Raw genomic sequence first — 24,109 nt, 5'->3', positions numbered from 1 at the left:
ATCCTGTCCCCGCAACCAAAATGGTCCCGTGGTGTAGCGGTTAACATGCCTGCCTGTCACGCAGGAGATCGCCGGTTCGATCCCGGTCGGGACCGCCATACATACGATTCTTAAAACGAAACAAAAAATTGTTTCGTTTTTTTTATTATATTGGAAATGAGTAATATATAATCAGCCTTATTTGTAAGACTATTACTTTTATCGATAACTGTTTAAAACAGGCCGGCACAAGCAAAAGTCTGCTCAACTGAAACCATAAATGGGAATCGTAGAAAATAGAGATTAAGAAGAATCTATGTGATTAGAAGACACTGATTAAGGTCTGCAAAAAAAGGTAGAAGTAACAAAATTGATGAATGCAACTTATGGTAAATTTCTATACTTTATTTAAACTATTCAAAAGAATATTACTGTTTGACATCCGCTTAATGTTTTGAAATGATATAATATGGCAAAGTTAGAAATAGACGAGTTAGAATTTTGGTGGTGAAGTAATTGGAGATTGTTTTACATACAAATACTGAGGAAGAAACTCAAGAAATTGCATTTTTTCTGGGAAAAATAGTGCAACAAAAGGATGTAATCTTATTAGAAGGAGATCTAGGTGCAGGAAAGACTACCTTTACAAAAGGCTTTGCTAAAGGTCTTGATGTAAAAAGGACGGTTAATAGCCCAACTTTTAATATTATTAAAGAATATAAAGGTAGAATACCTCTTTATCATATGGATGTTTATCGTTTAGAAGGTAGTAGTGAAGATTTAGGCTTTGATGAGTATTTTATGGGTGAAGGTGTTTGTGTTGTAGAATGGGCTCATTTAATTTCGGATTACTTACCAAATGAATTCTTAAAAATCATAATAACTCATGAAGAAAATGGTAGAATGATTACTTTTATTCCAAATGGATCTAGGTATGAATTTATTTGTAAGGAGTTAATAAACAATGACCGTTTTAGCAATTGATACATCTACAAATGTTATGGGGATTAGTCTAATAAAAGATCAATCTGTTATTGGAGAAACAATAACATTTATTAATAAAAACCATTCTGTACGATTAATGCCAGCAATTAGTAGTTTAATGGAAGAATGCAATATAAAACCAAAGGAATTATCTAAAATAGTAGTTGCAAAAGGCCCTGGCTCTTATACAGGTGTACGTATTGGTGTCACTGTGGCTAAATCATTAGCTTTCACTTTAAATATTCCAATTATCGGAGTATCCAGTTTGAAGGTATTGGCTGCGAATGGGCGATATTTTAATGGCTTAGTTTGTCCTATATTTGACGCAAGACGTAATTTGTTATTTACAGGTCTTTATGATTTTAATGGGCAAATTGCTAATGAGGTATTAGAAGACTGCAATATTGACCGTAGTATTTGGATTGAAAAACTTAAATCATATAATGAACAAATATTATTTATTGGTAATGATGTATCAATTCATAAAGAATTTATTATTGAACATTTAAAAGATAAAGCTGTCTTTGCAAAAGAAAGTTTGAATAACCAGAGACCTAGTGAGCTGTTTACATGTAGCTTAGAAGAAAAAGAAGAATCAGTTCATAGTTTTGCACCAGAATATTTAAGATTATCAGAAGCAGAAGCTAATTGGCTAGCAAGTCAAGAAAAGTAGGAGGATATTATGATCTCATCGGTTGCTTTTCGTAAAATGAAAGAAGAAGATTTAGATCAAATAGTAGAAATTGAAAAACAATCATTCCCTACTCCATGGACATATGAGGCTTTTTATAATGAATTATATTCGAATCAATTTGCCAATTATATAGTGGCTGAAGTTGATGAGAAACTGATTGGTTATTGCGGATTATGGGTTGTCATTGACGAAGGGCATATTACGAATATAGCTATTTTGCCAGATTATAGAGGAGTAGGTCTTGGCGAAAAGTTACTTCGCTCAGTAATGGAAACTGCTAAAAATCTTGGAGCTGAAACATTGACATTGGAAGTTAGGGTATCAAATCATGTAGCAAAAGGACTGTATCGAAAGCTGGGATTCCAAGATGGTGGTATTCGAAAAAGCTATTATACAGATAATTTTGAGGATGCATTAGTTATGTGGGTGAAATTGAAATGATAAATGAAAATTGTTTAATTCTTGCTATTGAGACGAGCTGCGATGAAACTTCCGCAGCAGTTGTTAAAAATGGAAATGAAATTCTAAGTAATGTAGTAGCTACTCAGATCGATATTCATAAACGTTTTGGAGGAGTAGTACCTGAAGTTGCATCACGATTACATGTTGAGCAAATAACTTTGGTAATAGAAGAAGCAATGAAGCAAGCACAAGTAGAATACGAAGATCTGGCTGCCGTTGCTGTTACAGAAGGTCCAGGGCTAGTAGGAGCGTTACTAATTGGGGTTAATGCGGCAAAAGCAATTGCATTTGCACATGGATTACCGCTTATTGGAGTTCATCATATTGCGGGTCATATTTACGCTAATCAACTAGTACAGCCTCTGCAGTATCCATTGTTAGCCTTAGTAGTATCTGGAGGACATACAGAGCTTGTCTACATGAAGGAAGATGGCATGTTTGAAGTTATAGGTGAAACAAGGGATGATGCAGCAGGGGAAGCTTATGATAAAGTTGCTAGAACGCTTAAATTACCTTATCCAGGTGGCCCTCACATTGATCGTCTAGCACAGGAAGGATCTGCAACAATTCCATTTCCTAGAGCATGGTTAGAAGAGGGTAGCTATGATTTTAGTTTTAGTGGATTAAAGTCAGCAGTCATTAATTATATGCATAATGCCGAGCAAAGGGGCGTGGAAGTATCACCTGCTGATGTCGCAGCAAGCTTCCAAGAAAGTGTAATTGAAGTAATTGTTTCTAAAACAATTCAAGCTGCTAAAGAATATAACGTAAAACAAGTATTATTAGCTGGAGGAGTGGCAGCTAATAAAGGGTTAAGGGCTACATTACAAGAAGAGATGGATGCCTTGAGTAATATTGAATTAGTTATACCACCTCTATCACTTTGTACTGATAATGCCGCGATGATTGGCGCTGCTGCATTTATCCGTTTAAAACAAGGGAAACTAGGTAATTTGGCATTAAACGGTAATCCAGGTTTGGATTTAGAGAATATGTAAGAAGTACTTATTCACAATTTTTTTATAAAATGTGGATAAGTACTTTTTATTTGTTAAGAACTTATTAAACTATGTGTACAAAACTGTGAATAACATTATTGGTTCTCTGTGGATAATGTGTATAAACCTGTGTAAAAGCTAAATTACAATTGAATATATGTGGATAAATATGTAGATAAGAAAAAACGGATAGCAAAAAGGCTTATCCGTTTAATCATTATTCTTGTAAGTTCTCCCATTCTTCCATTAGGACTATTAACTTAGCTTCGTAGTCATTTTTCTTAGTTGTTAATTCCTGTACTAATTGAAAATCACCGTAGACTTCTGGCTTACATAATTCTAGTTCGATCGTCTCTATATCAAGCTCAATTTGCGATATATTACTTTCAATTTCCTCTATACGACGCTGAGTTTGACGGAGTTTTTTCTTCAATTCTTTGTCTTGTTGATAATCAGAAATTGGTTGCGAGGATTGTTTAACTTGTGCTAATGTAGCCTCTTTTTCTGCTTGTTCTTTTTCAAATGCTTCGTTTTTCTTAAATTGGTAATAGTCATAATCACCCAAATAAATTGATAATCCTGTTTTTGCTAGTTCAAAAGTTTTTGTGGATAATCTGTTCATAAAGTAACGATCATGAGAAACAAATAAAATTGTTCCAGGGTAATCTAATAAAGCATTTTCTAATACTTCTTTACTATCTAAATCTAAGTGGTTAGTAGGCTCATCTAGGATTAGGAAATTAGCTTTTTTCATCATAAGTTTTGCTAAAGCTAATCTTGCCTTTTCTCCACCACTTAAAGTGTTAACGATTTTTGTCACGTCATCACCAGAAAATAAGAAATTCCCTAATATTGTTCGAATTTCTTGTTCGGCCTTTAACGGATAATCATCCCAAAGTTCGTCTAATACTCTCTTATTAGAAGTTAGTTTTGCTTGCTCCTGGTCATAGTAACCAACCGTAACATTTGCACCAAAATCAATCGTTCCTTGTAATTTTTCTAAATCTCCAATAATCGTTTTAAGTAATGTTGATTTACCAACACCATTTGGACCGACTAATGCGACACTATCGCCTCGATTCAGTACGAATCTCATCGGCTGATCGATTGTTGGGATACGCTCATAACCAATAAATAAATCTTGTACAGACAACACATCATTGCCGCTTTGTTTTTCAATTGTGAATGAGAAATTAGCTGAAGACTCGTCTCCTAGTGGCTTGTCTAATCGAACCATTCGATCTAATTGTTTCCTACGACTTTGAGCTCTTTTTGTAGTTGAGGCACGAGCAATATTGCGCTGCACAAAATCCTCAAGTTTAGAGATTTCATCTTGTTGTTTTTCGAACTGTTTTAATTCTTGTTCATATTGAGCTGCCTTTAAATCAAGGTACTTACTATAATTACCAACAAATCGTTGATGCTTATGATTAGATATTTCATAAACAATATTAACAACTTGATCAAGGAAATATCGATCATGGGAAACGATTAATACTGCACCAGGATATGACTGTAAGTAGCGTTCTAACCAACTGAGGGTCTCAATATCTAAATGGTTCGTAGGCTCATCCAAGATTAACAAGTCTGGCTTTGTCAGTAATAGCTTACCTAATGCTAGGCGTGTCTTTTGTCCACCGCTTAATGAAGAGATTTTTGTTTCATAATCTTCATTACTAAAACCTAAACCACTAATGATTGAACGAATATCTGCTTCAAACTGGTAACCGCCGTTTTCTTTAAATGTATATTGTAGATGATCATATTCATTCATAACCTTGTCATAAACGGATTGATTAGAGTAGACTTCCTCCTTAGTCATTTTAACTTCTAGTTTTCTCATATTATCTTGCATTTCTACTAAATGATTGAATACAGAATAATATTCTTCCCAAATCGTTTTATCACTCTGTAAACCAGTGTTTTGGGCTAGGTATCCTACAGTAACGTCTTTAGGCTTATTTATTTCGCCGCCATCATAGGATATTTCACCTGCTATGATTTTCAATAATGTAGATTTTCCAGCACCATTACGTCCAACAATGGCAACTCGATCACTCGTTTGAACTTCTAATTTTATATTTGAAAGTATAATGTCACTACCAAAATACTTTGAGACATTATTTACTTGTAAAAGAATCATTGATAACACCTCATTGCAAAATTTTTTATCTATGTAACTGTAGACTGTCAAAATTCTTAAATATAGTGTATATTTTACATTAGAACAAGTACTTTATTACTAAAATAAGGTCAAATTACACACCATAGTAAAAAGAATTACAGTAAGTGGGGGATTAAAAAATGGATTCGGAACAAATTAAAATTCCACAAGCTACTGCTAAACGTCTACCTTTATATTACCGTTTTATAAAGAATTTGTCTTTATCAGGTAAACAAAGAGTTTCTTCAGCAGAGTTAAGTGAAGCAGTAAAGGTAGATTCCGCTACAATCAGAAGAGATTTTTCTTATTTTGGGGCACTAGGTAAAAAAGGTTATGGATATAATGTAAATTACTTATTAACTTTTTTCTCGAAAGCGCTTAACCAGCATGAAGTTATGAAAGTTGCATTAATTGGTGTTGGTAATTTAGGAACTGCATTTTTACACTATAATTTTATAAAAAATAATAATACAAAAATTGAGATGGCATTTGATATTGATCCAAATAAAATTGGTACTGAAATAGGTGGAGTACCTGTTTATAATTTAGAAAATCTAGAAGAAGTTATGAATGAAGATATTCAAATCGTTATTTTAACTGTTCCTGCACCAGTGGCACAATCAATAGCTGATCGATTAAATGGAAAAAATATTAGAGGAATTTTAAATTTCACACCTGCACGAATTAGTGTACCAGAACATATTCGCATTCATCATATAGACTTAGCAGTTGAACTGCAAACATTGGCATATTTTTTACAACAATAAAATTACTGGATATATAAAAAACCCCCTCTTGGGGGTTTTTTAATGTAAATTAATCTGCTGAAAAACAACAAAAGAGTTCATTAACATATGTGTTAAGATTGGAACCAAAATTGAGTTTGTTCGTTTATACAGGTAACAAAATACAAAACCAATTAGAAAGTATGACAAAAAGAAGGGTAAGTCTCCATGCATAAGTGAAAAGATCGCTGAACTAATCCCAGCAGAAATAATAAATGGTAAACGATTATAAAGCCTTTTAAAAATAATTCCACGAAAAATAACTTCTTCTAAAATTGGTGCAACTAGACTTGGTATGACAATAAAAGCTGGATTAAGCTTAGCGATGTTTATGATATTTTGAGTATTTTCTGAGCCCTTATGTAAATCAAGTACATAAATTAAAATTAAATTACAAACAATTTGAGTTAGCATTGTTATGAAGTAACCTAAAATAACCCAATTTATTATTGTACGATAATTAGTTTTAAAACTCTTTATTCCTTCATAAATGGGCTTGTGTAATAAGAGAAGTATAATAATTAATCCAGTTACGAAACTAATACAACCCCATAATGCCACCGCTTCAAGAGAAGCTGTTTTCCGATCCACTCCAACGTATAAGTTACTTTTTAATAAAAAGGGAACTCCGAATACCGCTGAATATTGAAGAACGACGTACGTTAATAAAATCCATAAATCTCTAGTTTTCAATACAATAGCTCCTTTGTGTTGATATTTTTCATAACAAAAAGGTTTATAACAACACGTACATATTTTACTCGTTTCTTATGTTTCTTAAAAGAAATTTTCACTTTTTATTTTACTTTTGATAGTTGATAAATAAAACTTATTAAATTTCGACAAGAAAAGTGCCTGCTTCGGGCTTGCAAAATTTTTTAATATTATTTAAACTATTAATTGTGTTAGCACTCAATACACATGAGTGCTAAAAAAATAATGATTTGATTATTGAGGAGGTATTACGCATGTTAAAGCCATTAGGTGATCGTGTTGTAATTGAGCTTGTTGAGTCTGAAGAAAAAACTGCTAGTGGTATCGTGTTACCAGGTAGTGCACAAGAAAAGCCACAAGAAGGCAAAGTTGTTGCAGTAGGTACTGGTCGAGTACTTGAAAATGGTGAGCGCGTTGCTTTAGAAGTATCTGTAGGTGACCGCATTATCTTCTCTAAATATTCAGGAACAGAAGTTAAGTACGGCGGTACTGAATACTTAGTACTTCGCGAAAACGATATTCTTGCAATTATAGGTTAATAAAATAAAATACTTAAATTAAAAAATATATCTTTTAAATTATAAGGAGGTCATTTTCATGGCAAAGGACATTAGATTTGGTGAAGAAGCACGTCGCGCAATGTTACGTGGTGTAGACGCTTTAGCTGATGCTGTAAAAGTAACTTTAGGACCAAAAGGACGTAACGTAGTTCTTGAGAAAAAATTCGGTTCTCCATTAATTACTAATGATGGTGTTACAATCGCTAAAGAAATTGAATTAGAAGATGCATTTGAAAATATGGGTGCTAAATTAGTTGCGGAAGTTGCTAGCAAAACAAATGATGTTGCTGGGGACGGTACAACAACTGCGACAGTTTTAGCGCAAGCTATGATTCGTGAAGGTCTTAAAAACGTAACTGCTGGTGCAAACCCAATGGGTATCCGTAAAGGTATCGAAAAAGCAGTTGCAGTAGCAATTGAAGAATTAAAAACAATCTCAAAACCAATTGAAGGCAAAGAGTCAATCGCACAAGTTGCTGCAATTTCTTCAGCGGATCCAGAAGTTGGACAATTAATTGCTGAAGCAATGGAGCGCGTTGGTAACGATGGAGTTATTACTCTTGAAGAATCAAAAGGTTTCACAACTGAGTTAGAAGTAGTAGAAGGTATGCAATTTGACCGTGGATACTCTTCTCCTTACATGGTTACAAATTCAGAGAAAATGGTTGCTGAATTAGAAAATCCATATATATTAATCACAGATAAAAAAGTAACTAACATTCAAGAAATCTTACCAGTACTTGAGCAAGTTGTTCAACAAGGTAAGCCACTATTAATTATTGCTGAGGATGTTGAAGGTGAAGCACAAGCAACAATCATCGTAAATAAATTACGTGGTACGTTCAATGCTGTTACTGTTAAAGCTCCTGGCTTCGGTGACCGTCGTAAAGCAATGTTAGAAGATATCGCGATCTTAACTGGCGGTGAAGTGATTACAGAAGAATTAGGATTAGATCTTAAAACAACTAACATCACTCAATTAGGTCGTGCTTCAAAAGTTGTAGTAACAAAAGAAAACACTACAATCGTTGAAGGTGCTGGTGAAACTGCAGAAATCCAAAGACGTATCGGCGTAATCCGTGCTCAATTAGAAGAAACTACTTCTGAATTTGATCGCGAAAAATTACAAGAGCGTTTAGCTAAATTAGCTGGTGGAGTAGCAGTAATCAAAGTTGGTGCTGCAACTGAAACTGAATTAAAAGAGCGTAAATTACGTATTGAAGATGCATTAAACTCAACACGTGCTGCAGTTGAAGAAGGTATTGTAGCTGGTGGTGGTACTGCATTAATGAGCGTATTTAATAAAGTAGCTGCAATCGAAGCAGAAGGTGACGTAGCAACAGGTATCAACATCGTATTACGTGCACTTGAAGCTCCAGTTCGTCAAATCGCTACAAATGCTGGTCTAGAAGGATCAGTAATTATTGAGAAATTAAAAAATGCAGAAGTTGGCGTTGGTTTCAATGCTGCTAACGGACAATGGGTAAACATGATCGAAGAAGGTATCGTTGACCCAACTAAAGTTACACGTTCTGCACTTCAAAACGCAGCATCTGTTTCAGCTATGTTCTTAACAACTGAAGCAGTAGTAGCTGATATCCCTGAGAAAAATGCTCCAGCAATGCCTGACATGGGCGGCATGGGCATGGGCGGCATGATGTAATACAGAAAAAACCCTTGAGCGATCAAGGGTTTTTTTGTTTGTTAAATAATCGTAATTGATAGGATCTTCCCCTATAGGTAGACAGAAGAAAAAGTTAGCATGATATGATGTTCTTAACTGTTTATCTATAGGGGATTTTTATGTCTTTTAAAACTAAATTTATAAAAATTTTAGTTTATAAAATCAAACCGTTTTTCATTATTGTTCGTTACTTATTAAAAGGAATCATTTTAATAATGAGGGGGGCTTGCCTTTTTTATGCAAAAAATGAGTGACGCTGAATTGATGCAATTAATAAAAGAAAAACATCGGCCTGCACTAGAAGAATTATATGACCGATATATTAAAGTTGTCTATTCGTTTAGTTTGAAATCAACGAAGGATCCTGAGAAAGCAAAGGGAATCGTCCAAGCTGTATTTATGAGAATTTGGACAACAAAAAATGCTTATGATCCAAAGAAAGGTCATTTTGTAAATTGGCTACTTACAATTACTAGAAATATCACTATTGATCATCATCGTAAGGAGAAAAAAGAAACTGCTTTAGTACCAATTGGACAGGAACAATTGGAGCAGATACCAGAATATCCATCCAATAATCCTGCCGAAATATTGTCTAAGAAGGTTCTTAGAGAACAAATACAGCATGCCTATCAATACCTTTCAAATAGCCAAATCGAGCTAATTCAGTGGCTATACTGGGAAGGATATACACTTAGAGAAATAGCTGAGATGAAGCAAGAACCTATTGGTACGATTAAAAGTCGATTACATCAAGCACTAAAAGTATTAAGAAATAGGATGGAACCAGAGTTAGGGGGAATGAAAAAATGACTAATAATAAAGGTTGTTCATTTTCCAATGATCTAGTCTCATATATGCTCGGAGAAGTTACAGAAGAAGAAAAGCTTTTATTTGAAGAACATATTTTAAATTGTGAACGTTGCCGTTTGGAAGTCCAAGAGATGGAGGAGGCGTGGAATGTGATTCCATTAACTTTGGATGATGTAGAAATTCCCACAGATTTAAAGGAAGAAGTAATGAATTATATTTTTCCACCTAATCATTCTACTGCTAAAAATTCAATAGTACATCTTCGCAAATTTCTATACGGTTTGGCAGCTGCTATAATACTATTTTCTTTTGTTGGCTTATTATGGAATAATCTTCACCTTAAACAAGAATTAGCTCAAGTAAGCAAAAAGGCAATTTCACCAACAGATGTTGTTCAAGTCTATTCATTAAGATCAACCAATCCAGCAGTAAATTTAGCAAGAGGAGATGCGTGGGTTTACAAGAAAGGTTCTCAAAAACAGATAGTATTCAAACTACGTGGGCTTGAGACTACAAAAGGTACTGAGGCTTATCAAGCTTGGCTAATACATGATGGAAAGCGAAGAAGTGCGGGGACTTTTCATGTTGATAAAAATGGTAATGGTTTTCTTAGTTACGTATTAAAAGAAAATGATCAGTCTTTTGAAGCAATCGGTATTTCGCTCGAACCAGATGCAAATAGTATCCAGCCACGTGGGAAAAAAATTTTAGGAACATAAAGTAAAATGCCCATGATTCAGTTTAGGAACCATGGGCTTAAGTTTATTACTTTTTAATACTATTTGTAGGTGAAGTTATTAACCACCCAACAGGAGCTCCTCCAATTGCGTGACTCAAAGTTCGACCTTCAATCACAGCCGGTTCAGAATTCCTCGCAATACTGCCGTCTTGTTTTACATTATAGTATATGCTTCCATCATTGATATCCTGATCTTTAAAGCTGAACATAACTGGATTATTAAATTTAACAATAATTTCATTTGTCTTAGAATCTACCACTCTAAATGCAAAATTCATAATCACTTTTTCACCTTCTGGGGCATTTGTTTGGAAAGTACTATTTTTCCCTTCAAGTATTTGAAAAACAACATCATTACTAAACGTACCTTTAGGAATATTAACTTTTATTCCACTATGACTAATTTTTGCAGCTGCACCTGATTCAATTTTCTTTTCAGCAATTACTTTTGGAAATCCAAATTGGGTAAAATCACTCGCAGCAAATGCCACTGCACTAAATAAAATTATTGAAAATAACGACATAGCTGCTAAAAATGTAAAACGAATTTTTCTCATTAACATACATCTCCTTCTAAATTTTAAGTTTCATTAAAGGTAACGGAATAAATGTTAGTACGGTTTGAACGGAAATGTATTTTTTTTAAAAACTTAATCAAAATAGACTGAACTTGTAATCCAAGTGGGATTCGATTATTTACATTTGGAGTAGTCGAGAATGAGAAGAGTTAAACTAAATCTTTAAATTTGGTTTATATAATACTCAGACTTCATTGACTATATAATGTTTAAATATGTATAGTAAGTTTAATAAAAGCAAGAGCTTGTGATGCGATAGTATGAATAGATCAAATAATTTTTTTAAGGATGATTTAGATGAAGGTTGGTTTATATAGAGGATGCCTTTTTGGTCTCTTATTTTCTATACCATTTTGGTTGATAGTATTATGGCTACTTTTTAGATAGAATTAAAAAACCCCCTTCAGAAAGTAAAAAGCTACTAATACTTTCTACTTAAAAGGGGATGGTTTGGTACTATAAAGAAGGTAATTTTTTAAACAACAAAATCATGGAATATAGGTTCAATTAATTCTCCGCTATTTAATTGCCCCCTATTTTTTATCACACATCTGACAAATGGTTCTACAAAAATATAATTTTTGTCTTCCCCAGTTTTTATATGTTTCGTTAGACTAAAGAATGCTGTTTTTTGGCCAGTATTCATACCGAACTCGACTAACCCTACATTTACATACTCACCATTTTTTAATTCAGAGATTAATAATCCCATTCCTTGTTTTTTATAGCCTGTAATATAGTAATTACTATATCTCCAGTTAATAATTTTTAACCAATTTAGTGATCGATGTGCTGGTATATAAGTTGAATCTTTTGATTTAGCTACTATACCTTCAAGCCCTAGAGTTTTAATTTGCTCAAAAAACATCTCACCTTCCGACTCGATATAAAAACTTTTTTTGATTGTTTCTTGATCAACTAATGTTTCTGAAAGGATTTTTTTTCGATAAGATAAAGGTTCTTTCATTAAGTTATTATTTTTAAGACGTAAAATATCAAAAACGATATATGTTAATGGAAATTGTTTGCTTCCTTGTAATATTTTTGATTCTTGAATAAAACTTACACGATTGGTTGCCGCTTCAAAATCCTCTCTGCCTTCATTATAACAAACTAAAACACCGTCTAAGTAACAATCATCTAAGTCGATATTTTCGAGTTCAGGGATTCTCTCCGTAATCTCGGTACCATTTTGATTAAAAAGTTTATTCTTTCCATTTTGCCTTTCAAGCATCATTCGAACACCATTTGATTTCAATTCAAAATAATGTTGATCAGAGTCAAATGGTTTATCAGCATTTTGTAATAGCATTGGCTCAATAAACATTTTTCATTTCGCTATCATGATTGTTGCTTACCAACATAATCAAGATTCCTTTCTTTTTTATTTAAATATATATAACACAAATTTTTGTTTTTAATATAGTTATAAATCCCTCTATTTTTACTCTTCCACTTGTTAATGTACTTTTATTTCTAGTGTATTTCAAGTCATAACTCGTCTAATTTCACAATATGATAAATTATCTTCTTATGAAAAGTGGTGTTATGAAATGGGAAGGAAAAATAATTTCAAAATTACGGAACCAATGTTGAATAAGTACTATGATTTGAGTCAAAAAAAGAAGGATATTGAAAATCAGTTAGAAGAATTGCAAAAAATTTTTCATGGATACTTTGATCATCAAGTTGGAACGAATGAAAAAGGTGAGCTAATTATTAATAACCTAAAACTTGAACGAATTATAAGAAAAAAAGAGAAATTTAATGAGGAGAAGACAATTAATAAATTAGAAGAATTGAACCTTTCCGATTTAATACAAGTTGTAAAAAAGCCAGATGGAGATAAAATCAAGTCGGCTTTAAATTTGGGGTTATTAAAAGAGAAGGATTTGGATGGATGTATATCTGTTAACTCATCACAAGCAATATATGTTAAACCACTAAAAAAGTAATTAGTTTTGGTAAAAGGATTAAATAATACAAAATTAGGAGAGTATCTAATACTCTCTTTTTATATGTAACGAATTTTCTCTTTTAGAATAATGTAATAGTATACATGTCCAAGTATTCGGATATGCAATTAATGAAAAGGAGTGCTAATTTTGGCAACTTGGAGAAATGATTTTATTTCGATGAACAAGTATACGAGGCCGTCAATAAAATTGAAGGAAGTTAGAAAAATTGTGCTACATTGGACAGCCAATCCGGGGGCAAGTGCACAAAGTCACCAAAGGTATTTTAATGGGATAGCGATAAAAAATAAAACATATGCATCTGCTCATATATTTGTTGATTCCAAAGAGGCAATCTGTATTATTCCACTTGATGAGGTAGCGTATCATGCAAATGATCATTATGAAAGAAATAGTAATGGTGGAGTTTATAGAGGAGTGGATGAACTCGCTCCGAATGCAAATAAGCTTTCAATTGGTGTTGAAATGTGTGTCGAAAAGGATGGTGCGATTTCACAATTTACAATAACACGTACAATCAGAGTAATTGCTGAATTGTGTAAGATGTTTAAACTAACTGCAAATGACATTGTAAGACATTATGACATAACACATAAGCCATGCCCAAAACCCTTCATAGACCACCCCGATCGATTCAACGAGTTTAAAGCACAAGTGAATGCGATCTTAAATCCCCCGAAAACTCAAACAGATTCAATTCCATACCCTGGTATTTTAAAAGAAGGATCAAGAGGTGAATCTGTAAAAAAGGTTCAACAAAAACTTAATATAACAGCAGATGGAATTTTTGGACCAGTTACTGAAAATGCAGTAAAAAAATTTCAAGCAAGAAATGGACTAGTTGTCGATGGAATTGTTGGAAAAAACACTTGGGCCAAGCTGTTTTAATATCACATAAAAGAAAAAATCCCTATTTCGATTTCGAATAGGGAATTTTTTTAATGAGGTGAGATGATTTTTAAACCAATAACAGATCCAATTACTAATGTGATAAATAGCAGCCTCTTCCATTCACGTGATTCATTAAAGAACAACATGCCTATTAAAACAGATCCAGCGGCACCTATACCAGTCCAAATTGTATAACCTGTTCCGACAGGTATAACCTTTAAGGCCTTTGATAATAAGTAAAAACTAGCCCATCCAGAGAGAATACACAAAATGGAGTAGTTAAGTTTTTTAAAATTATTAGATAGCTTCATAAAGATGACAAAGCCAACTTCCCCCAAACCCGCGATCAATAAAAATAACCAAGCCATTTTATGCTGCATCTCCTTTTTCATTTTTGTTATCACCTGAAGTTAATTTCAAGCCAATTATTCCAGATAATAATGCAATGACAAGAATAATTTTTAATAGCGATGCTGATTCATTTAAAAATATCATTCCAATAATAACTGTCCCAGCAGCTCCGATACCTGTAAAAACTGCGTAGGCAGTGCCTATTGGAATATCTTTTATTGCTTTTGAAAATAAATAAAAGCTGAACAAGATCCCAGCTATCGTTAAAGTTGTTGGTAACAAATTTGTAAATCCTTCAGAGTATTTTAGTCCAAATGCCCAAGCAATTTCGGAAAACCCCGCTATAACTAAGTAAATCCAACTCATAAATAATCCCTCCTTATAGAAGATTAAATAAATGATTTTGTTTTGGTAAACTACCTACCGTTCGTTAGTTAAAAGATACACTATAATTTTATTCATGACAAGTTGCAACGTTTACACAAAAATTTATTTTTTTTATGCATTGAAATACCTTGACCGAAAAATTATACATTGTTAGAATGAGACAATAATACAATATTCGTCATTATTCTTCATATATCCTCGACAATATGGGTCGAGAGTCTCTACCGGGGCACCGTAACAGGCCCTGACTATGAAGGCAGTCTGACTTTGTTTTACTTTAAGTCTGATTTTCTGCCTTCTTATACGTATTTTTCGTATGTAAAAAGAGGAGAAAATCGGCTTTTTTTATTTTTTTTGGGGAAAAATAGTATCAGTTTAACTGATACGTTAATTCAATATATATAGATGGGGTGACCGTTTTGCAACAACATGACACAATTGTAGTACTAGATTTTGGAAGTCAATATAACCAACTTATTGCACGCCGTATCCGTGAGTTTGGGGTTTATAGTGAATTACGTCCACATACAATAACTGCAGAGGAAATTAAGCAAATGGGCGCTAAAGGGATTGTTTTCTCTGGCGGACCAAATAGTGTATATGGTGAAAATGCATTTTTCTGTGATGAAGCAATTTTTGATTTAGAAATTCCAATCTTAGGTATTTGTTACGGTATGCAGTTAATGACGCAACATTTCGGTGGAACGGTAGCTAGAGCTGACCAACGTGAATATGGTAAAGCAGAATTAAATATTCAAAATCCGTCTGCTTTATTAAAAGACCTACCATCAGACCACGTAGTTTGGATGAGCCACGGTGATAAAGTAATTCAACAACCAGAAGGATTCGTTGTAGATGCAACTAGTGCTTCTTGCCCAATCGCCGCAATGAGTAACGAAGCTAAAAAAATGTATGGTGTACAATTCCACCCAGAAGTTCGTCACTCTGAATATGGAAATGATCTATTAAAGAATTTCGTATTCAATATTTGTGAATGTGAAGCAAACTGGTCAATGAAAAACTACATTGAAGTTGAACTTGATAATATTCGTAAAACTGTAGGTGACAAAAAGGTACTTTGTGCACTTAGCGGTGGTGTTGATTCTTCAGTAGTTGCAGTATTAATTCACAAAGCAATTGGTGATCAATTAACATGTATCTTCGTTGACCACGGTTTATTACGTAAAGATGAAGCTGAAGGTGTTATGAAGACATTTAGCGAAGGCTTCCACATGAATGTAATTAAAGTAGATGCTAGAGAGCGCTTCTTAAGTAAACTTGCTGGTGTTTCTGATCCAGAAGAAAAGCGTAAAATTATCGGTAATGAATTCATCTATGTATTTGACGATGAGGCAGCAAAATTAGAAGGCATGGATTTCTTAGCTCAAGGAACTCTTTATACAGATATTATCGAGAGCGGTACGGCTACAGCTCAAACGATTAAATCACATCATAATGTTGGTGGATTACCTGAAGACATGCAATTCACGTTAATCGAGCCTTTAAGTACATTATTTAAAGACGAAGTACGTGCAGTTGGAACGGAACTAGGAATTCCAGACGCAATTGTTTGGAGACAACCATTCCCAGGACCAGGTCTAGGAATTCGTGTATTAGGAGAAATTACTGATCAAAAACTTGAAATCGTTCGTGAATCAGATGCAATTTTACGTGAAGAAATTGCTTTAGCTGGTTTAGATAAAGAAATTTGGCAGTATTTCACAGTATTACCTGACATTCGCAGTGTTGGTGTAATGGGTGACGAACGTACGTATGATTACACTGTAGGAATTCGTGCAGTTACGTCAATCGATGGAATGACTGCTGACTGGGCACGTATCGATTGGGATGTACTTCAAAAAATCTCAACTCGTATTGTAAATGAAGTTAAACACGTAAACCGTATAGTATATGATATCACTAGTAAGCCACCTGCAACGATTGAGTGGGAATAATAAAAAAAGCCATAAACCTTTGATCTACAAGGTTTATGGCTTTTTTTTTATAAATTGGACACCAATTAGACTTCATTTTGTAACATATAGTTCCAATTTATTAAAATACATCGTGCTATTATTTAGATGTTAAAAAGTAGTACCATGTATATAGTGGTGGAGAGAAGGAGAATGCATATATTTTTTTATCATACTTAGCTATTTTTTCTCCTAAGTATTTTTTAAATCCAAATGATTAAGTTCAACAATATAGCTAAAATATGGTAAAAACGAACGAAAACGAATATTTCGTAAAAAATGTTCGTTTTTTTGTTGACACTAATGAAAACTGATTGTAATATAAGTATGTAAATTAAATAAATTATTTGTCATAACTTGTCGTATAGGCTAGTGAATATGGACTAGCGTCTCTACCCGCCACCGTAATATGGCGGACTACGAAGTAATGATTTCTGAAAGTTATTAACCCTATTATTTTGCTATTTTTCTACCATTCTAGGGTTAATAAGTTCAGAATGAAACTGCTCGTGATAGGCGCTTTTACCATTTGTGTAAAAGTGCCTTTTCTATTTCATAAAATAGAGACCGACTTTTAAGACTAAAACTTAGGAGGATCACATGAAAGAACGTATCAGTAATTATTTTGAGTTCAACAAGTTAGGCACATCATTTCGTCAAGAAACAATTGCTGGTTTAACTACATTCTTAGCAATGGCATATATATTATTTGTAAATCCATCGATTTTATCATTATCAGATATAAAGGATTTCCCAGAAACGTTAAGAATGAATAAAGAGGCAATCTTTGTAGCTACATCTTTAGCTGCAGCATATGGGTCGATTTTAATGGGAATTTATGCGAAATATCCAATTGCTTTAGCACCAGGTATGGGATTAAATGCATTCTTTGCTTTTAACGTAGTTCTTGGAATGGGTATTCCATGGCAAACGGCTTTAGCTGGCGTATTCGTATCAGGTATCATTTTTATCATTCTTTCATTAACTGGTCTTCGTGAACAAATTATTAATGCAATTCCAATTGAATTAAAGTTAGCAATTGGTAGCGGTATTGGATTTTTTATTACATTTGTCGGTTTAAAAAACTCAGGTATTATCGTAAGTAACCCTGCTACATTCGTATCACTTGGTAAATTAAATGAACCTGCTGTTTTATTAACGATTTTCGGTTTAGTTATTACTGTCGTTTTAATGGCTAGAAAAATTAAAGCTGGTGTATTTTTAGGTATGATCATCACTGCAATCGCAGGTATGATTTTTGGAATTATCGACTTACCATCTTCAGTTGTTGGTCCAGTACCAAGTATTGCTCCAACATTCGGTGAAGCAATTAAACATATTCCAGATGTTTTCTCTTCAGGAAAGATGTTTGCTGTAGTATTAACTTTCTTTATTGTTGATTTCTTTGATGCAACTGGAACATTAGTAGCTGTAGCGAACCAAGCTGGATTATTAAAAGAAAACAAACTTGAAAGAGCTGGTAAAGCATTAATGGTTGATGCAACTGCAGTAGTAGTTGGTTCAACTTTAGGTACAAGTACTACTACTTCTTATATTGAGTCAACTGCTGGTGTAGCTGCTGGTGGACGTACTGGATTCTCAGCAGTAGTAACAGGTATCTTATTCCTATTAGCATTATTCTTTGCACCACTTTTAGGAGTAGTAACTGCAGCGGTAACTTCACCTGCTTTAATCGTAGTCGGAGTTTTAATGGTTTCATCAATTGGTCAAATTGATTGGAAAAAGTTCGAAATTGCAGTTCCAGCATTCTTTACAATTATTGCAATGCCTTTAACTTATAGTATTGCTACTGGTATCGCAGTCGGTTTCATTTTCTATCCGATTTCAATGATCGCTGCTGGAAAAGCGAAAAAAATCCATCCTGTAATGTATGTATTGTTTGTAGTATTCCTATTATTCTTAACGTATTTTAGAGAGTAGAACTTAAATAAAAAAAGTCTGTACAAAGAAAATTCTTTCATTGTACAGGCTTTTTCTTTTTTTTTATATTGTGTACTATAAAAGTAATAATTTCTATAGGGGTAATATGATGGGTTTTCATGAACAAAAAATTCTACCAGCAGTTAGAAAAATAAAGGATTTAGAAAAATTATTAACTACTTCGTATAAATATATTGTTATTCTTGATATTCATATCGGTCAATTGAAAAGCGTTGTTTCTCTTGCTAAGCAACATGGAAAGAAAGTATTTTTACATGTCGACCTAATACATGGTTTACAAAGTGATGGACATGCAGCTGAATTTCTTTGTCAAGAATACAAGCCAGATGGATTACTTTCTACAAAATCAAATGTTATTTTAAAGGCTAAACAAAAAGGTGTTATTGCTATCCAACGAATCTTTTTGATTGATTCTGGAGCAATGGAAAAAAGTATATTGTTATTAGAAAAAACAAAACCAGATTACATTGAAGTGCTACCGGGGGCACTTACGAATGTAATTGCAGAAGTAAAGGAAAGAACTGGTATACCTATTTTAGCTGGTGGATTTATTAGAACTGTTGAAGAGGTGAATGCAGCTTTGAATGCAGGTGCTACAGCAATTACAACATCAGACAAAGACTTGTGGGAAAAATTTCTAAAATAGTGGCAAAAATATGAAAAAATTCTGTTGACACCGCTTTCAAATGAGGTTAGCATAAGAGACAAGTTAATAAACGTGACGGAGAAATGAAGAGATCCACAATTAATTGTTTCTATTTATTAATAGAAACTGATTGATTGTGGTTCTTTTTGTTTTTAGGCTCAGTTAATAGTTGGTATGCACTAATATCATACTCTTTGTCTCGATACTTCTTTTATTAAATCAACAGTTTATATTAGCGGAGTTATTTTTAAAAAGAATGGCCATTCGATTTATATTCGATCACGGAAAACTTAATTTTATAATGAATATGGATGGAGTGAAATTATGTCAGCATTTTTAGGGGAAATAATTGGAACTGCTTTGCTAATTGTTTTAGGTGGAGGAGTTTGTGCAGGTGTAAGTTTAAAAAAATCATTTGCTAAAGATTCAGGTTGGATTGTCATAACTCTAGGATGGGGTTTAGCAGTTGCAATATCTGTTTATGCAGTAGGAAGTATTAGTGGAGCGCATTTAAATCCAGCAGTTACATTAGGATTAGCTTTTAAAGGCTCTTTTCCATGGAGTCAAGTACCTGAATACATCGCGGCACAAATGATTGGTGCGATGGTTGGGGCAACAATTGTTTATTTACATTACCTGCCGCATTGGAAAGAAACTGAAGATCCAGGAACAAAGTTAGGTGTATTTGCAACAGGACCTGCCATATCGAATACATTTGCAAATCTTTTAAGTGAATTGATTGGAACGTTCATCTTAGTGTTTGGTATTTTAGCAATTGGTTCAAATAAATTTGCAGATGGTTTAAATCCTTTTATCGTAGGTTTCTTAATTGTTAGCATTGGTTTATCATTAGGTGGAACGACTGGTTATGCGATTAATCCAGCTCGTGATTTAGGACCTCGTATTGCACACTTTTTGCTACCTATTCCCGGTAAGGGAGGTTCGAATTGGAAATATGCATGGATTCCAGTTTTGGGGCCAATATTAGGAGGATCACTTGCAGGACTATTCTATCAAATTATTTTTGAAGGTAAGCATAATGCTGCAATTATTTATGTAGGAATTGCAACAATTGGTATATTAATAGTTTCTTATATGACAAGTAAAAAGAGTCAAAGTCATACAAATAATAGAAAAGTAGTAGCTTAATGAGGAGATGGGACGATAATGAATAAATACATTCTTTCTTTAGATCAAGGTACAACAAGTTCTCGTGCAATTCTATTTAATAAAGATGGCAAAATAGTTCATATTGCACAAAAAGAATTTACACAGCATTTTCCAAATCCAGGATGGGTTGAGCATAATGCGCAAGAAATTTGGGGATCAATTTTAGCTGTTATTGCTACATGTTTAAGTGAAGCAGATGTAAAACCTGAGCAAATTGCAGGTATAGGGATTACAAATCAACGTGAAACAACAGTTGTATGGGAAAAAACAACTGGAAGACCGATCTATAACGCCATCGTGTGGCAATCACGTCAAACGAGTGAAATCTGTGATGACTTAAAAGAGAAAGGTTATGGAGAGATTGTTCAAGAAAAAACAGGTCTTTTAATTGATGCCTATTTCTCTGGAACAAAAGTAAAGTGGATTCTAGATAATGTTGAAGGTGCAAGAGAGAAAGCAGAACGTGGTGAATTATTATTTGGAACAATTGATACATGGCTTGTTTGGAAATTATCTGGCGGTAATGTACATGTTACAGATTATTCAAATGCTTCACGTACATTAATGTATAACATTCATGAATTAAGATGGGATGATGAACTACTTGAAATGCTAACTGTGCCAAAAAGCATGCTTCCAGAAGTACGATCTTCCTCTGAAGTATATGGCCATACTGTTGATTACCATTTCTATGGACAAAATATACCAATTGCAGGTATAGCTGGTGACCAACAAGCTGCGTTATTTGGTCAAGCTTGCTTTGGTGAAGGAATGGCGAAAAATACTTATGGTACTGGTTGTTTTATGCTAATGAATACTGGTGAAAAAGCGGTAAAATCTAATCATGGCTTATTAACTACAATTGCATGGGGCCTAAATGGAAAAGTTGAATATGCATTAGAAGGAAGTATTTTCGTAGCAGGTTCAGCTATTCAATGGTTACGTGATGGTATGCGCATGTTCAAAGATGCTAGTAATAGTGAAGAATACGCAAATAGGGTTGAATCTACAGATGGAGTTTATATCGTACCTGCATTTGTTGGATTAGGTACTCCTTATTGGGATAGTGAAGTAAGGGGAGCAGTTTTTGGATTAACTCGTGGAACAACGAAGGAGCATTTTATTCGTGCAACACTAGAAGCATTAGCTTATCAAACAAAAGATGTTTTATGTGCAATGGAAGCCGATTCAGGTATTGAACTAAAAACTTTACGTGTGGATGGGGGAGCAGTTAAGAACAATTTCTTAATGCAATTCCAAAGCGATCTATTAGATGTCCCAGTTGAACGTCCAGAAGTAAATGAAACAACAGCTTTAGGTGCAGCTTATTTAGCAGGATTAGCTGTTGGTTATTGGGAAAATCAAGAAACAATCTCAAAACAATGGAATATGGATAAGAGATTTAAACCAGAAATGCAAAATGAAAAAAGAGAAGAACTGTACAGTGGTTGGAAAAAAGCAATCGAAGCAACAAAAGCTTTTAAATAACATAGTATAGTGTTAAAATAAAAACAAGTTAATATTTCGGTAGGAGATTAGAGAGACCACAACATGCTATAGAAGAATTTCTATAGTAATGTTTGTGGTCTCTTTTTTCGTACTTTAAGGAGGAAAAAGTCATGAAATTTTCAGGTGCACTACGAAAAGAAGTCTTAAAAACAGTAAATAAAAAAGAATTAGATGTAATCATAATTGGTGGAGGTATTACTGGAGCTGGTATTGCGTTAGACGCTACTACACGTGGATTATCAACAATCGTATTTGAAATGCAAGACTTTGCAGCAGGTACATCAAGTCGTTCAACTAAGCTTGTACATGGTGGATTACGATACTTAAAACAATTAGAAGTAAAAATGGTAGCAGAAGTAGGAAAAGAACGTGCAATTGTTTATGAAAATGGTCCACATGTAACAACTCCAGAATGGATGCTATTACCTTTTCATAAAGGCGGCACATTTGGTGCATTTAGTACATCAATAGGATTAAGAATTTATGATTTCCTAGCAGGTGTAAAAAGAAGTGAACGAAGAAAAATGTTTAATCGTGAACAAACAATCGAAAAAGAGCCACTTGTAAAACAAGAAGGGTTAAAAGGCGGCGGTTACTATGTAGAGTACCGCACAGACGATGCACGACTAACAATTGAGGTAATGAAAGAAGCGATTGCTCATGGGGCGAAAGCAGTGAACTATGCTAAAGTAGATGGCTTCTTATATAAAGATGGTAAAGTTTGCGGTGTTACTGTCATTGATTTATTAGATGGTGAAGTGTATGAAGTATACGGTAAAAAGATTGTAAATGCAGCGGGTCCATGGGTTGATTCGCTACGTGAAATGGATCATTCAAAGAGAGGTAAGGTATTACAGTTATCCAAAGGGGTTCATTTAGTTATTGACCATAGTCGTTTCCCACTCGGTCAAGCAATCTATTTTGATACACCAGACGGACGTATGGTTTTTGCGATTCCTCGAAATGGAAAGACATATGTTGGTACAACGGATACATTTTATAATAAAGATGCTGCAAAACCACAAATGACGGATGAAGATTGTAACTATATTATTAATGCAATAAACTATATGTTTCCAACAGTAAATATCTCAAAAACGGATATCGAATCAAGTTGGGCAGGAGTACGTCCATTAATATATGAAGAAGGGAAAAGTGCATCCGAAATTTCACGTAAAGATGAAATTTGGACTTCACATTCTGGATTAATTACAATTGCTGGTGGAAAGTTAACGGGATATCGAAAAATGGCTGAAACGGTCATTGACTATGTAACTGAATTACTAAAGAAGGAAGGATACAAAACTAACAATATAAAAAGTAAGACAAAACATATGCCAATCTCTGGTGGACATGTAGGTGGAGCATCACAATTTTTAAAATATATTTCTGAAAAAACCAAAGAAGGAATCAAGTATGGTTTATCAGAAAATCAAGCTGAACGTTTTACAAAATTTTATGGATCTAATGTTGATACGTTATTTCAGTTAGCAAGTCAGCACAAAATGGCGGCATATCAATATAATTTACCTATAGAGGTATTCGTACCGCTTTTATATGCAATAGAATTTGAGATGGTTGTAAAACCAGTCGACTTTTTTATACGTCGTACTGGTGCATTGTTCTTTAATATTCATTGGGTATATGAATGGAAGGATGCAGTAATTGATTTTATGTCGATAAAACTAGAGTGGAGTAAGGAACAAAAAGTAAAATACACTACTGAGTTAGACCAAGCTTTAATAGAGGCAGTTAGGCCAATCGAAAAATTAAAGAAGAATGTAACGTTAGCATAAGAATCATAAGGATGTTTCATAATGAGGCATCCTTATGATTCTTTTATTAAGGTGAATATAGCCACCATTGTTAATAAAGAGCTCAATCAAATGGAACATTCTGAATAATAGTATTTTTATTTTAGTATTGTAATTAATTCAAATAGCTGATATATTATTCTATGTTGTCCCAAACGAGGGAAAACATACGAAATGAAAATCAAAAAACATTTAAAAAGTTGTTGACTTAAACAAGCTTTAAATGATATAATTTAAAAGTTGCTTCTGAAGCGACAAAGTGAACTTTGAAAACTA

The 24,109-nt window shown here is 33.7% G+C and carries 23 protein-coding genes, 1 tRNA gene and 2 riboswitches; of the genes, 18 read left to right on the top strand and 6 right to left on the bottom strand.

Annotated elements, in window-relative coordinates; all coding sequences use genetic code 11:
• The first annotated feature begins 22 nt into the window (after positions 1-22).
• The 5 genes from CN925_RS11285 to tsaD all read left to right on the top strand — a co-directional run bounded on the left by CN925_RS11285 (position 23) and on the right by tsaD (position 3,117).
• Positions 23-98: transfer RNA gene (locus tag CN925_RS11285), tRNA-Asp, on the top strand.
• A gap of 397 nt (positions 99-495) precedes the next feature.
• Positions 496-963 carry a tRNA (adenosine(37)-N6)-threonylcarbamoyltransferase complex ATPase subunit type 1 TsaE gene (gene tsaE / locus CN925_RS11280; RefSeq protein ID WP_098846333.1) on the top strand — a complete coding sequence of 156 codons (468 nt, stop codon included), beginning with the start codon at positions 496-498 and terminating at the stop codon, positions 961-963.
• Positions 944-1,636 (top strand): tRNA (adenosine(37)-N6)-threonylcarbamoyltransferase complex dimerization subunit type 1 TsaB, encoded by a 693-nt coding sequence (tsaB, locus tag CN925_RS11275; protein WP_098846332.1) that lies wholly within the window; start codon positions 944-946, stop codon positions 1,634-1,636. Before tsaE ends, tsaB begins: the two co-directional genes overlap by 20 nt.
• 9 nt (positions 1,637-1,645) lie before the next feature.
• Positions 1,646-2,098 (top strand): ribosomal protein S18-alanine N-acetyltransferase, encoded by a 453-nt coding sequence (gene rimI / locus CN925_RS11270; protein WP_098846331.1) that lies wholly within the window; start codon positions 1,646-1,648, stop codon positions 2,096-2,098.
• Entirely contained in the window at positions 2,095-3,117 is a 1,023-nt protein-coding gene (tsaD, locus tag CN925_RS11265) for a tRNA (adenosine(37)-N6)-threonylcarbamoyltransferase complex transferase subunit TsaD (protein ID WP_483295190.1), read from the top strand. The genes rimI and tsaD overlap by 4 nt, the downstream gene beginning before the upstream one ends.
• A 217-nt stretch (positions 3,118-3,334) precedes the next feature.
• Here the strand turns inward: tsaD and CN925_RS11260 are convergent, their stop codons facing one another.
• Complete coding sequence (locus CN925_RS11260) at positions 3,335-5,260, bottom strand: ABC-F family ATP-binding cassette domain-containing protein (RefSeq protein ID WP_098846329.1); 1,926 nt, start codon at positions 5,258-5,260, stop codon at positions 3,335-3,337.
• A 161-nt stretch (positions 5,261-5,421) separates the two neighbouring features.
• On the opposite strand from CN925_RS11260, the gene CN925_RS11255 reads away from it, so the two are divergent.
• Positions 5,422-6,048, top strand: coding sequence for a redox-sensing transcriptional repressor Rex (locus CN925_RS11255; RefSeq protein ID WP_098846328.1), 627 nt, complete (start codon positions 5,422-5,424; stop codon positions 6,046-6,048).
• Positions 6,049-6,087: 39 nt separating this feature from the next.
• On the opposite strand, the gene CN925_RS11250 is transcribed toward CN925_RS11255, so the two are convergent.
• Positions 6,088-6,759: a CPBP family intramembrane glutamic endopeptidase gene (locus CN925_RS11250; RefSeq protein ID WP_098846327.1), complete on the bottom strand. Its 672-nt coding sequence runs from the start codon at positions 6,757-6,759 to the stop codon at positions 6,088-6,090.
• Positions 6,760-7,034: 275 nt separating this feature from the next.
• On the opposite strand from CN925_RS11250, the gene groES reads away from it, so the two are divergent.
• From groES to CN925_RS11230, 4 genes are all read left to right on the top strand, one after another.
• Complete coding sequence (groES, locus tag CN925_RS11245; protein WP_025672094.1) at positions 7,035-7,319, top strand: co-chaperone GroES; 285 nt, start codon at positions 7,035-7,037, stop codon at positions 7,317-7,319.
• A 58-nt stretch (positions 7,320-7,377) separates the two neighbouring features.
• Positions 7,378-9,003 (top strand): chaperonin GroEL, encoded by a 1,626-nt coding sequence (groL, locus tag CN925_RS11240; protein WP_098846326.1) that lies wholly within the window; start codon positions 7,378-7,380, stop codon positions 9,001-9,003.
• 258 nt (positions 9,004-9,261) lie between these two features.
• Positions 9,262-9,837, top strand: coding sequence for an RNA polymerase sigma factor (locus CN925_RS11235; protein WP_098846325.1), 576 nt, complete (start codon positions 9,262-9,264; stop codon positions 9,835-9,837).
• Positions 9,834-10,556 (top strand): anti-sigma factor, encoded by a 723-nt coding sequence (locus CN925_RS11230; protein WP_098846324.1) that lies wholly within the window; start codon positions 9,834-9,836, stop codon positions 10,554-10,556. The genes CN925_RS11235 and CN925_RS11230 overlap by 4 nt, the downstream gene beginning before the upstream one ends.
• A gap of 46 nt (positions 10,557-10,602) precedes the next feature.
• Here CN925_RS11230 and CN925_RS11225 read toward each other — a convergent pair whose 3' ends face one another.
• Together CN925_RS11225 and CN925_RS11220 are read right to left on the bottom strand one after the other, a co-directional pair.
• Complete coding sequence (locus CN925_RS11225) at positions 10,603-11,133, bottom strand: hypothetical protein (protein WP_098846323.1); 531 nt, start codon at positions 11,131-11,133, stop codon at positions 10,603-10,605.
• A 496-nt stretch (positions 11,134-11,629) separates the two neighbouring features.
• Positions 11,630-12,481: an ATP-dependent DNA ligase gene (locus CN925_RS11220; protein ID WP_098846322.1), complete on the bottom strand. Its 852-nt coding sequence runs from the start codon at positions 12,479-12,481 to the stop codon at positions 11,630-11,632.
• A gap of 226 nt (positions 12,482-12,707) precedes the next feature.
• Here CN925_RS11220 and CN925_RS11215 point away from each other — a divergent pair, with 226 nt between their 5' ends.
• Both CN925_RS11215 and CN925_RS11210 read left to right on the top strand, forming a co-directional pair.
• The gene (locus CN925_RS11215; RefSeq protein WP_098846321.1) at positions 12,708-13,109 is read left to right on the top strand and encodes a hypothetical protein; all 402 of its coding nucleotides are present in this window, start codon (positions 12,708-12,710) and stop codon (positions 13,107-13,109) included.
• Between the two features lie 150 nt (positions 13,110-13,259).
• The gene (locus CN925_RS11210; RefSeq protein WP_098846320.1) at positions 13,260-14,018 is read left to right on the top strand and encodes a peptidoglycan recognition protein family protein; all 759 of its coding nucleotides are present in this window, start codon (positions 13,260-13,262) and stop codon (positions 14,016-14,018) included.
• Positions 14,019-14,068: 50 nt separating this feature from the next.
• Here the strand turns inward: CN925_RS11210 and CN925_RS11205 are convergent, their stop codons facing one another.
• A complete protein-coding gene (locus CN925_RS11205) occupies positions 14,069-14,389 on the bottom strand; it encodes a DMT family transporter (protein WP_098846335.1) in 321 nt (106 codons plus the stop codon).
• A 1-nt stretch (position 14,390) separates the two neighbouring features.
• Positions 14,391-14,738 (bottom strand): DMT family transporter, encoded by a 348-nt coding sequence (locus CN925_RS11200; RefSeq protein ID WP_098846319.1) that lies wholly within the window; start codon positions 14,736-14,738, stop codon positions 14,391-14,393.
• Between the two features lie 189 nt (positions 14,739-14,927).
• Positions 14,928-15,030, top strand: a riboswitch (purine riboswitch).
• A 148-nt stretch (positions 15,031-15,178) separates the two neighbouring features.
• Here CN925_RS11200 and guaA point away from each other — a divergent pair.
• The 6 genes from guaA (at position 15,179) to CN925_RS11170 (ending at position 23,815) form a co-directional block, all read left to right on the top strand.
• Positions 15,179-16,714 carry a glutamine-hydrolyzing GMP synthase gene (gene guaA / locus CN925_RS11195; RefSeq protein WP_483295189.1) on the top strand — a complete coding sequence of 512 codons (1,536 nt, stop codon included), beginning with the start codon at positions 15,179-15,181 and terminating at the stop codon, positions 16,712-16,714.
• Between the two features lie 358 nt (positions 16,715-17,072).
• A riboswitch (purine riboswitch) is annotated at positions 17,073-17,172 on the top strand.
• Positions 17,173-17,344: 172 nt separating this feature from the next.
• Positions 17,345-18,673 carry an NCS2 family permease gene (locus tag CN925_RS11190; protein ID WP_098846334.1) on the top strand — a complete coding sequence of 443 codons (1,329 nt, stop codon included), beginning with the start codon at positions 17,345-17,347 and terminating at the stop codon, positions 18,671-18,673.
• Positions 18,674-18,782: 109 nt separating this feature from the next.
• Positions 18,783-19,340 carry a glycerol-3-phosphate responsive antiterminator gene (locus CN925_RS11185; RefSeq protein ID WP_098846317.1) on the top strand — a complete coding sequence of 186 codons (558 nt, stop codon included), beginning with the start codon at positions 18,783-18,785 and terminating at the stop codon, positions 19,338-19,340.
• A 324-nt stretch (positions 19,341-19,664) separates the two neighbouring features.
• Entirely contained in the window at positions 19,665-20,489 is an 825-nt protein-coding gene (locus tag CN925_RS11180) for an MIP/aquaporin family protein (RefSeq protein WP_098846316.1), read from the top strand.
• An 18-nt stretch (positions 20,490-20,507) separates the two neighbouring features.
• Complete coding sequence (glpK, locus tag CN925_RS11175; protein ID WP_098846315.1) at positions 20,508-21,998, top strand: glycerol kinase GlpK; 1,491 nt, start codon at positions 20,508-20,510, stop codon at positions 21,996-21,998.
• 131 nt (positions 21,999-22,129) lie between these two features.
• Entirely contained in the window at positions 22,130-23,815 is a 1,686-nt protein-coding gene (locus tag CN925_RS11170) for a glycerol-3-phosphate dehydrogenase/oxidase (RefSeq protein WP_098846314.1), read from the top strand.
• Positions 23,816-24,109 lie beyond the last annotated feature (294 nt).

The sequence above is a fragment of the Bacillus sp. AFS055030 genome (assembly GCF_002574545.1).
Classification (GTDB): domain Bacteria; phylum Bacillota; class Bacilli; order Bacillales; family Bacillaceae_G; genus Gottfriedia.
This window is presented reverse-complemented; position numbering and strand designations above follow the sequence as displayed.

What these genes read in the sequence shown, in the direction of transcription:
- tsaB (WP_098846332.1), top strand. Translation starts at nt 944, where the DNA reads ATGACCGTTTTAGCAATTGATACATCTACAAATGTTATGGGGATTAGT.
- rimI (WP_098846331.1), top strand. Translation starts at nt 1,646, where the DNA reads ATGATCTCATCGGTTGCTTTTCGTAAAATGAAAGAAGAAGATTTAGAT.
- tsaD (WP_483295190.1), top strand. Translation starts at nt 2,095, where the DNA reads ATGATAAATGAAAATTGTTTAATTCTTGCTATTGAGACGAGCTGCGAT.
- CN925_RS11260 (WP_098846329.1), bottom strand. Translation starts at nt 5,260, where the DNA reads ATGATTCTTTTACAAGTAAATAATGTCTCAAAGTATTTTGGTAGTGAC.
- CN925_RS11255 (WP_098846328.1), top strand. Translation starts at nt 5,422, where the DNA reads ATGGATTCGGAACAAATTAAAATTCCACAAGCTACTGCTAAACGTCTA.
- groES (WP_025672094.1), top strand. Translation starts at nt 7,035, where the DNA reads ATGTTAAAGCCATTAGGTGATCGTGTTGTAATTGAGCTTGTTGAGTCT.
- groL (WP_098846326.1), top strand. Translation starts at nt 7,378, where the DNA reads ATGGCAAAGGACATTAGATTTGGTGAAGAAGCACGTCGCGCAATGTTA.
- CN925_RS11235 (WP_098846325.1), top strand. Translation starts at nt 9,262, where the DNA reads ATGCAAAAAATGAGTGACGCTGAATTGATGCAATTAATAAAAGAAAAA.
- CN925_RS11230 (WP_098846324.1), top strand. Translation starts at nt 9,834, where the DNA reads ATGACTAATAATAAAGGTTGTTCATTTTCCAATGATCTAGTCTCATAT.
- CN925_RS11225 (WP_098846323.1), bottom strand. Translation starts at nt 11,133, where the DNA reads ATGAGAAAAATTCGTTTTACATTTTTAGCAGCTATGTCGTTATTTTCA.
- CN925_RS11220 (WP_098846322.1), bottom strand. Translation starts at nt 12,481, where the DNA reads ATGTTTATTGAGCCAATGCTATTACAAAATGCTGATAAACCATTTGAC.
- CN925_RS11215 (WP_098846321.1), top strand. Translation starts at nt 12,708, where the DNA reads ATGGGAAGGAAAAATAATTTCAAAATTACGGAACCAATGTTGAATAAG.
- CN925_RS11205 (WP_098846335.1), bottom strand. Translation starts at nt 14,389, where the DNA reads ATGGCTTGGTTATTTTTATTGATCGCGGGTTTGGGGGAAGTTGGCTTT.
- CN925_RS11200 (WP_098846319.1), bottom strand. Translation starts at nt 14,738, where the DNA reads ATGAGTTGGATTTACTTAGTTATAGCGGGGTTTTCCGAAATTGCTTGG.
- CN925_RS11185 (WP_098846317.1), top strand. Translation starts at nt 18,783, where the DNA reads ATGGGTTTTCATGAACAAAAAATTCTACCAGCAGTTAGAAAAATAAAG.
- CN925_RS11180 (WP_098846316.1), top strand. Translation starts at nt 19,665, where the DNA reads ATGTCAGCATTTTTAGGGGAAATAATTGGAACTGCTTTGCTAATTGTT.
- glpK (WP_098846315.1), top strand. Translation starts at nt 20,508, where the DNA reads ATGAATAAATACATTCTTTCTTTAGATCAAGGTACAACAAGTTCTCGT.
- CN925_RS11170 (WP_098846314.1), top strand. Translation starts at nt 22,130, where the DNA reads ATGAAATTTTCAGGTGCACTACGAAAAGAAGTCTTAAAAACAGTAAAT.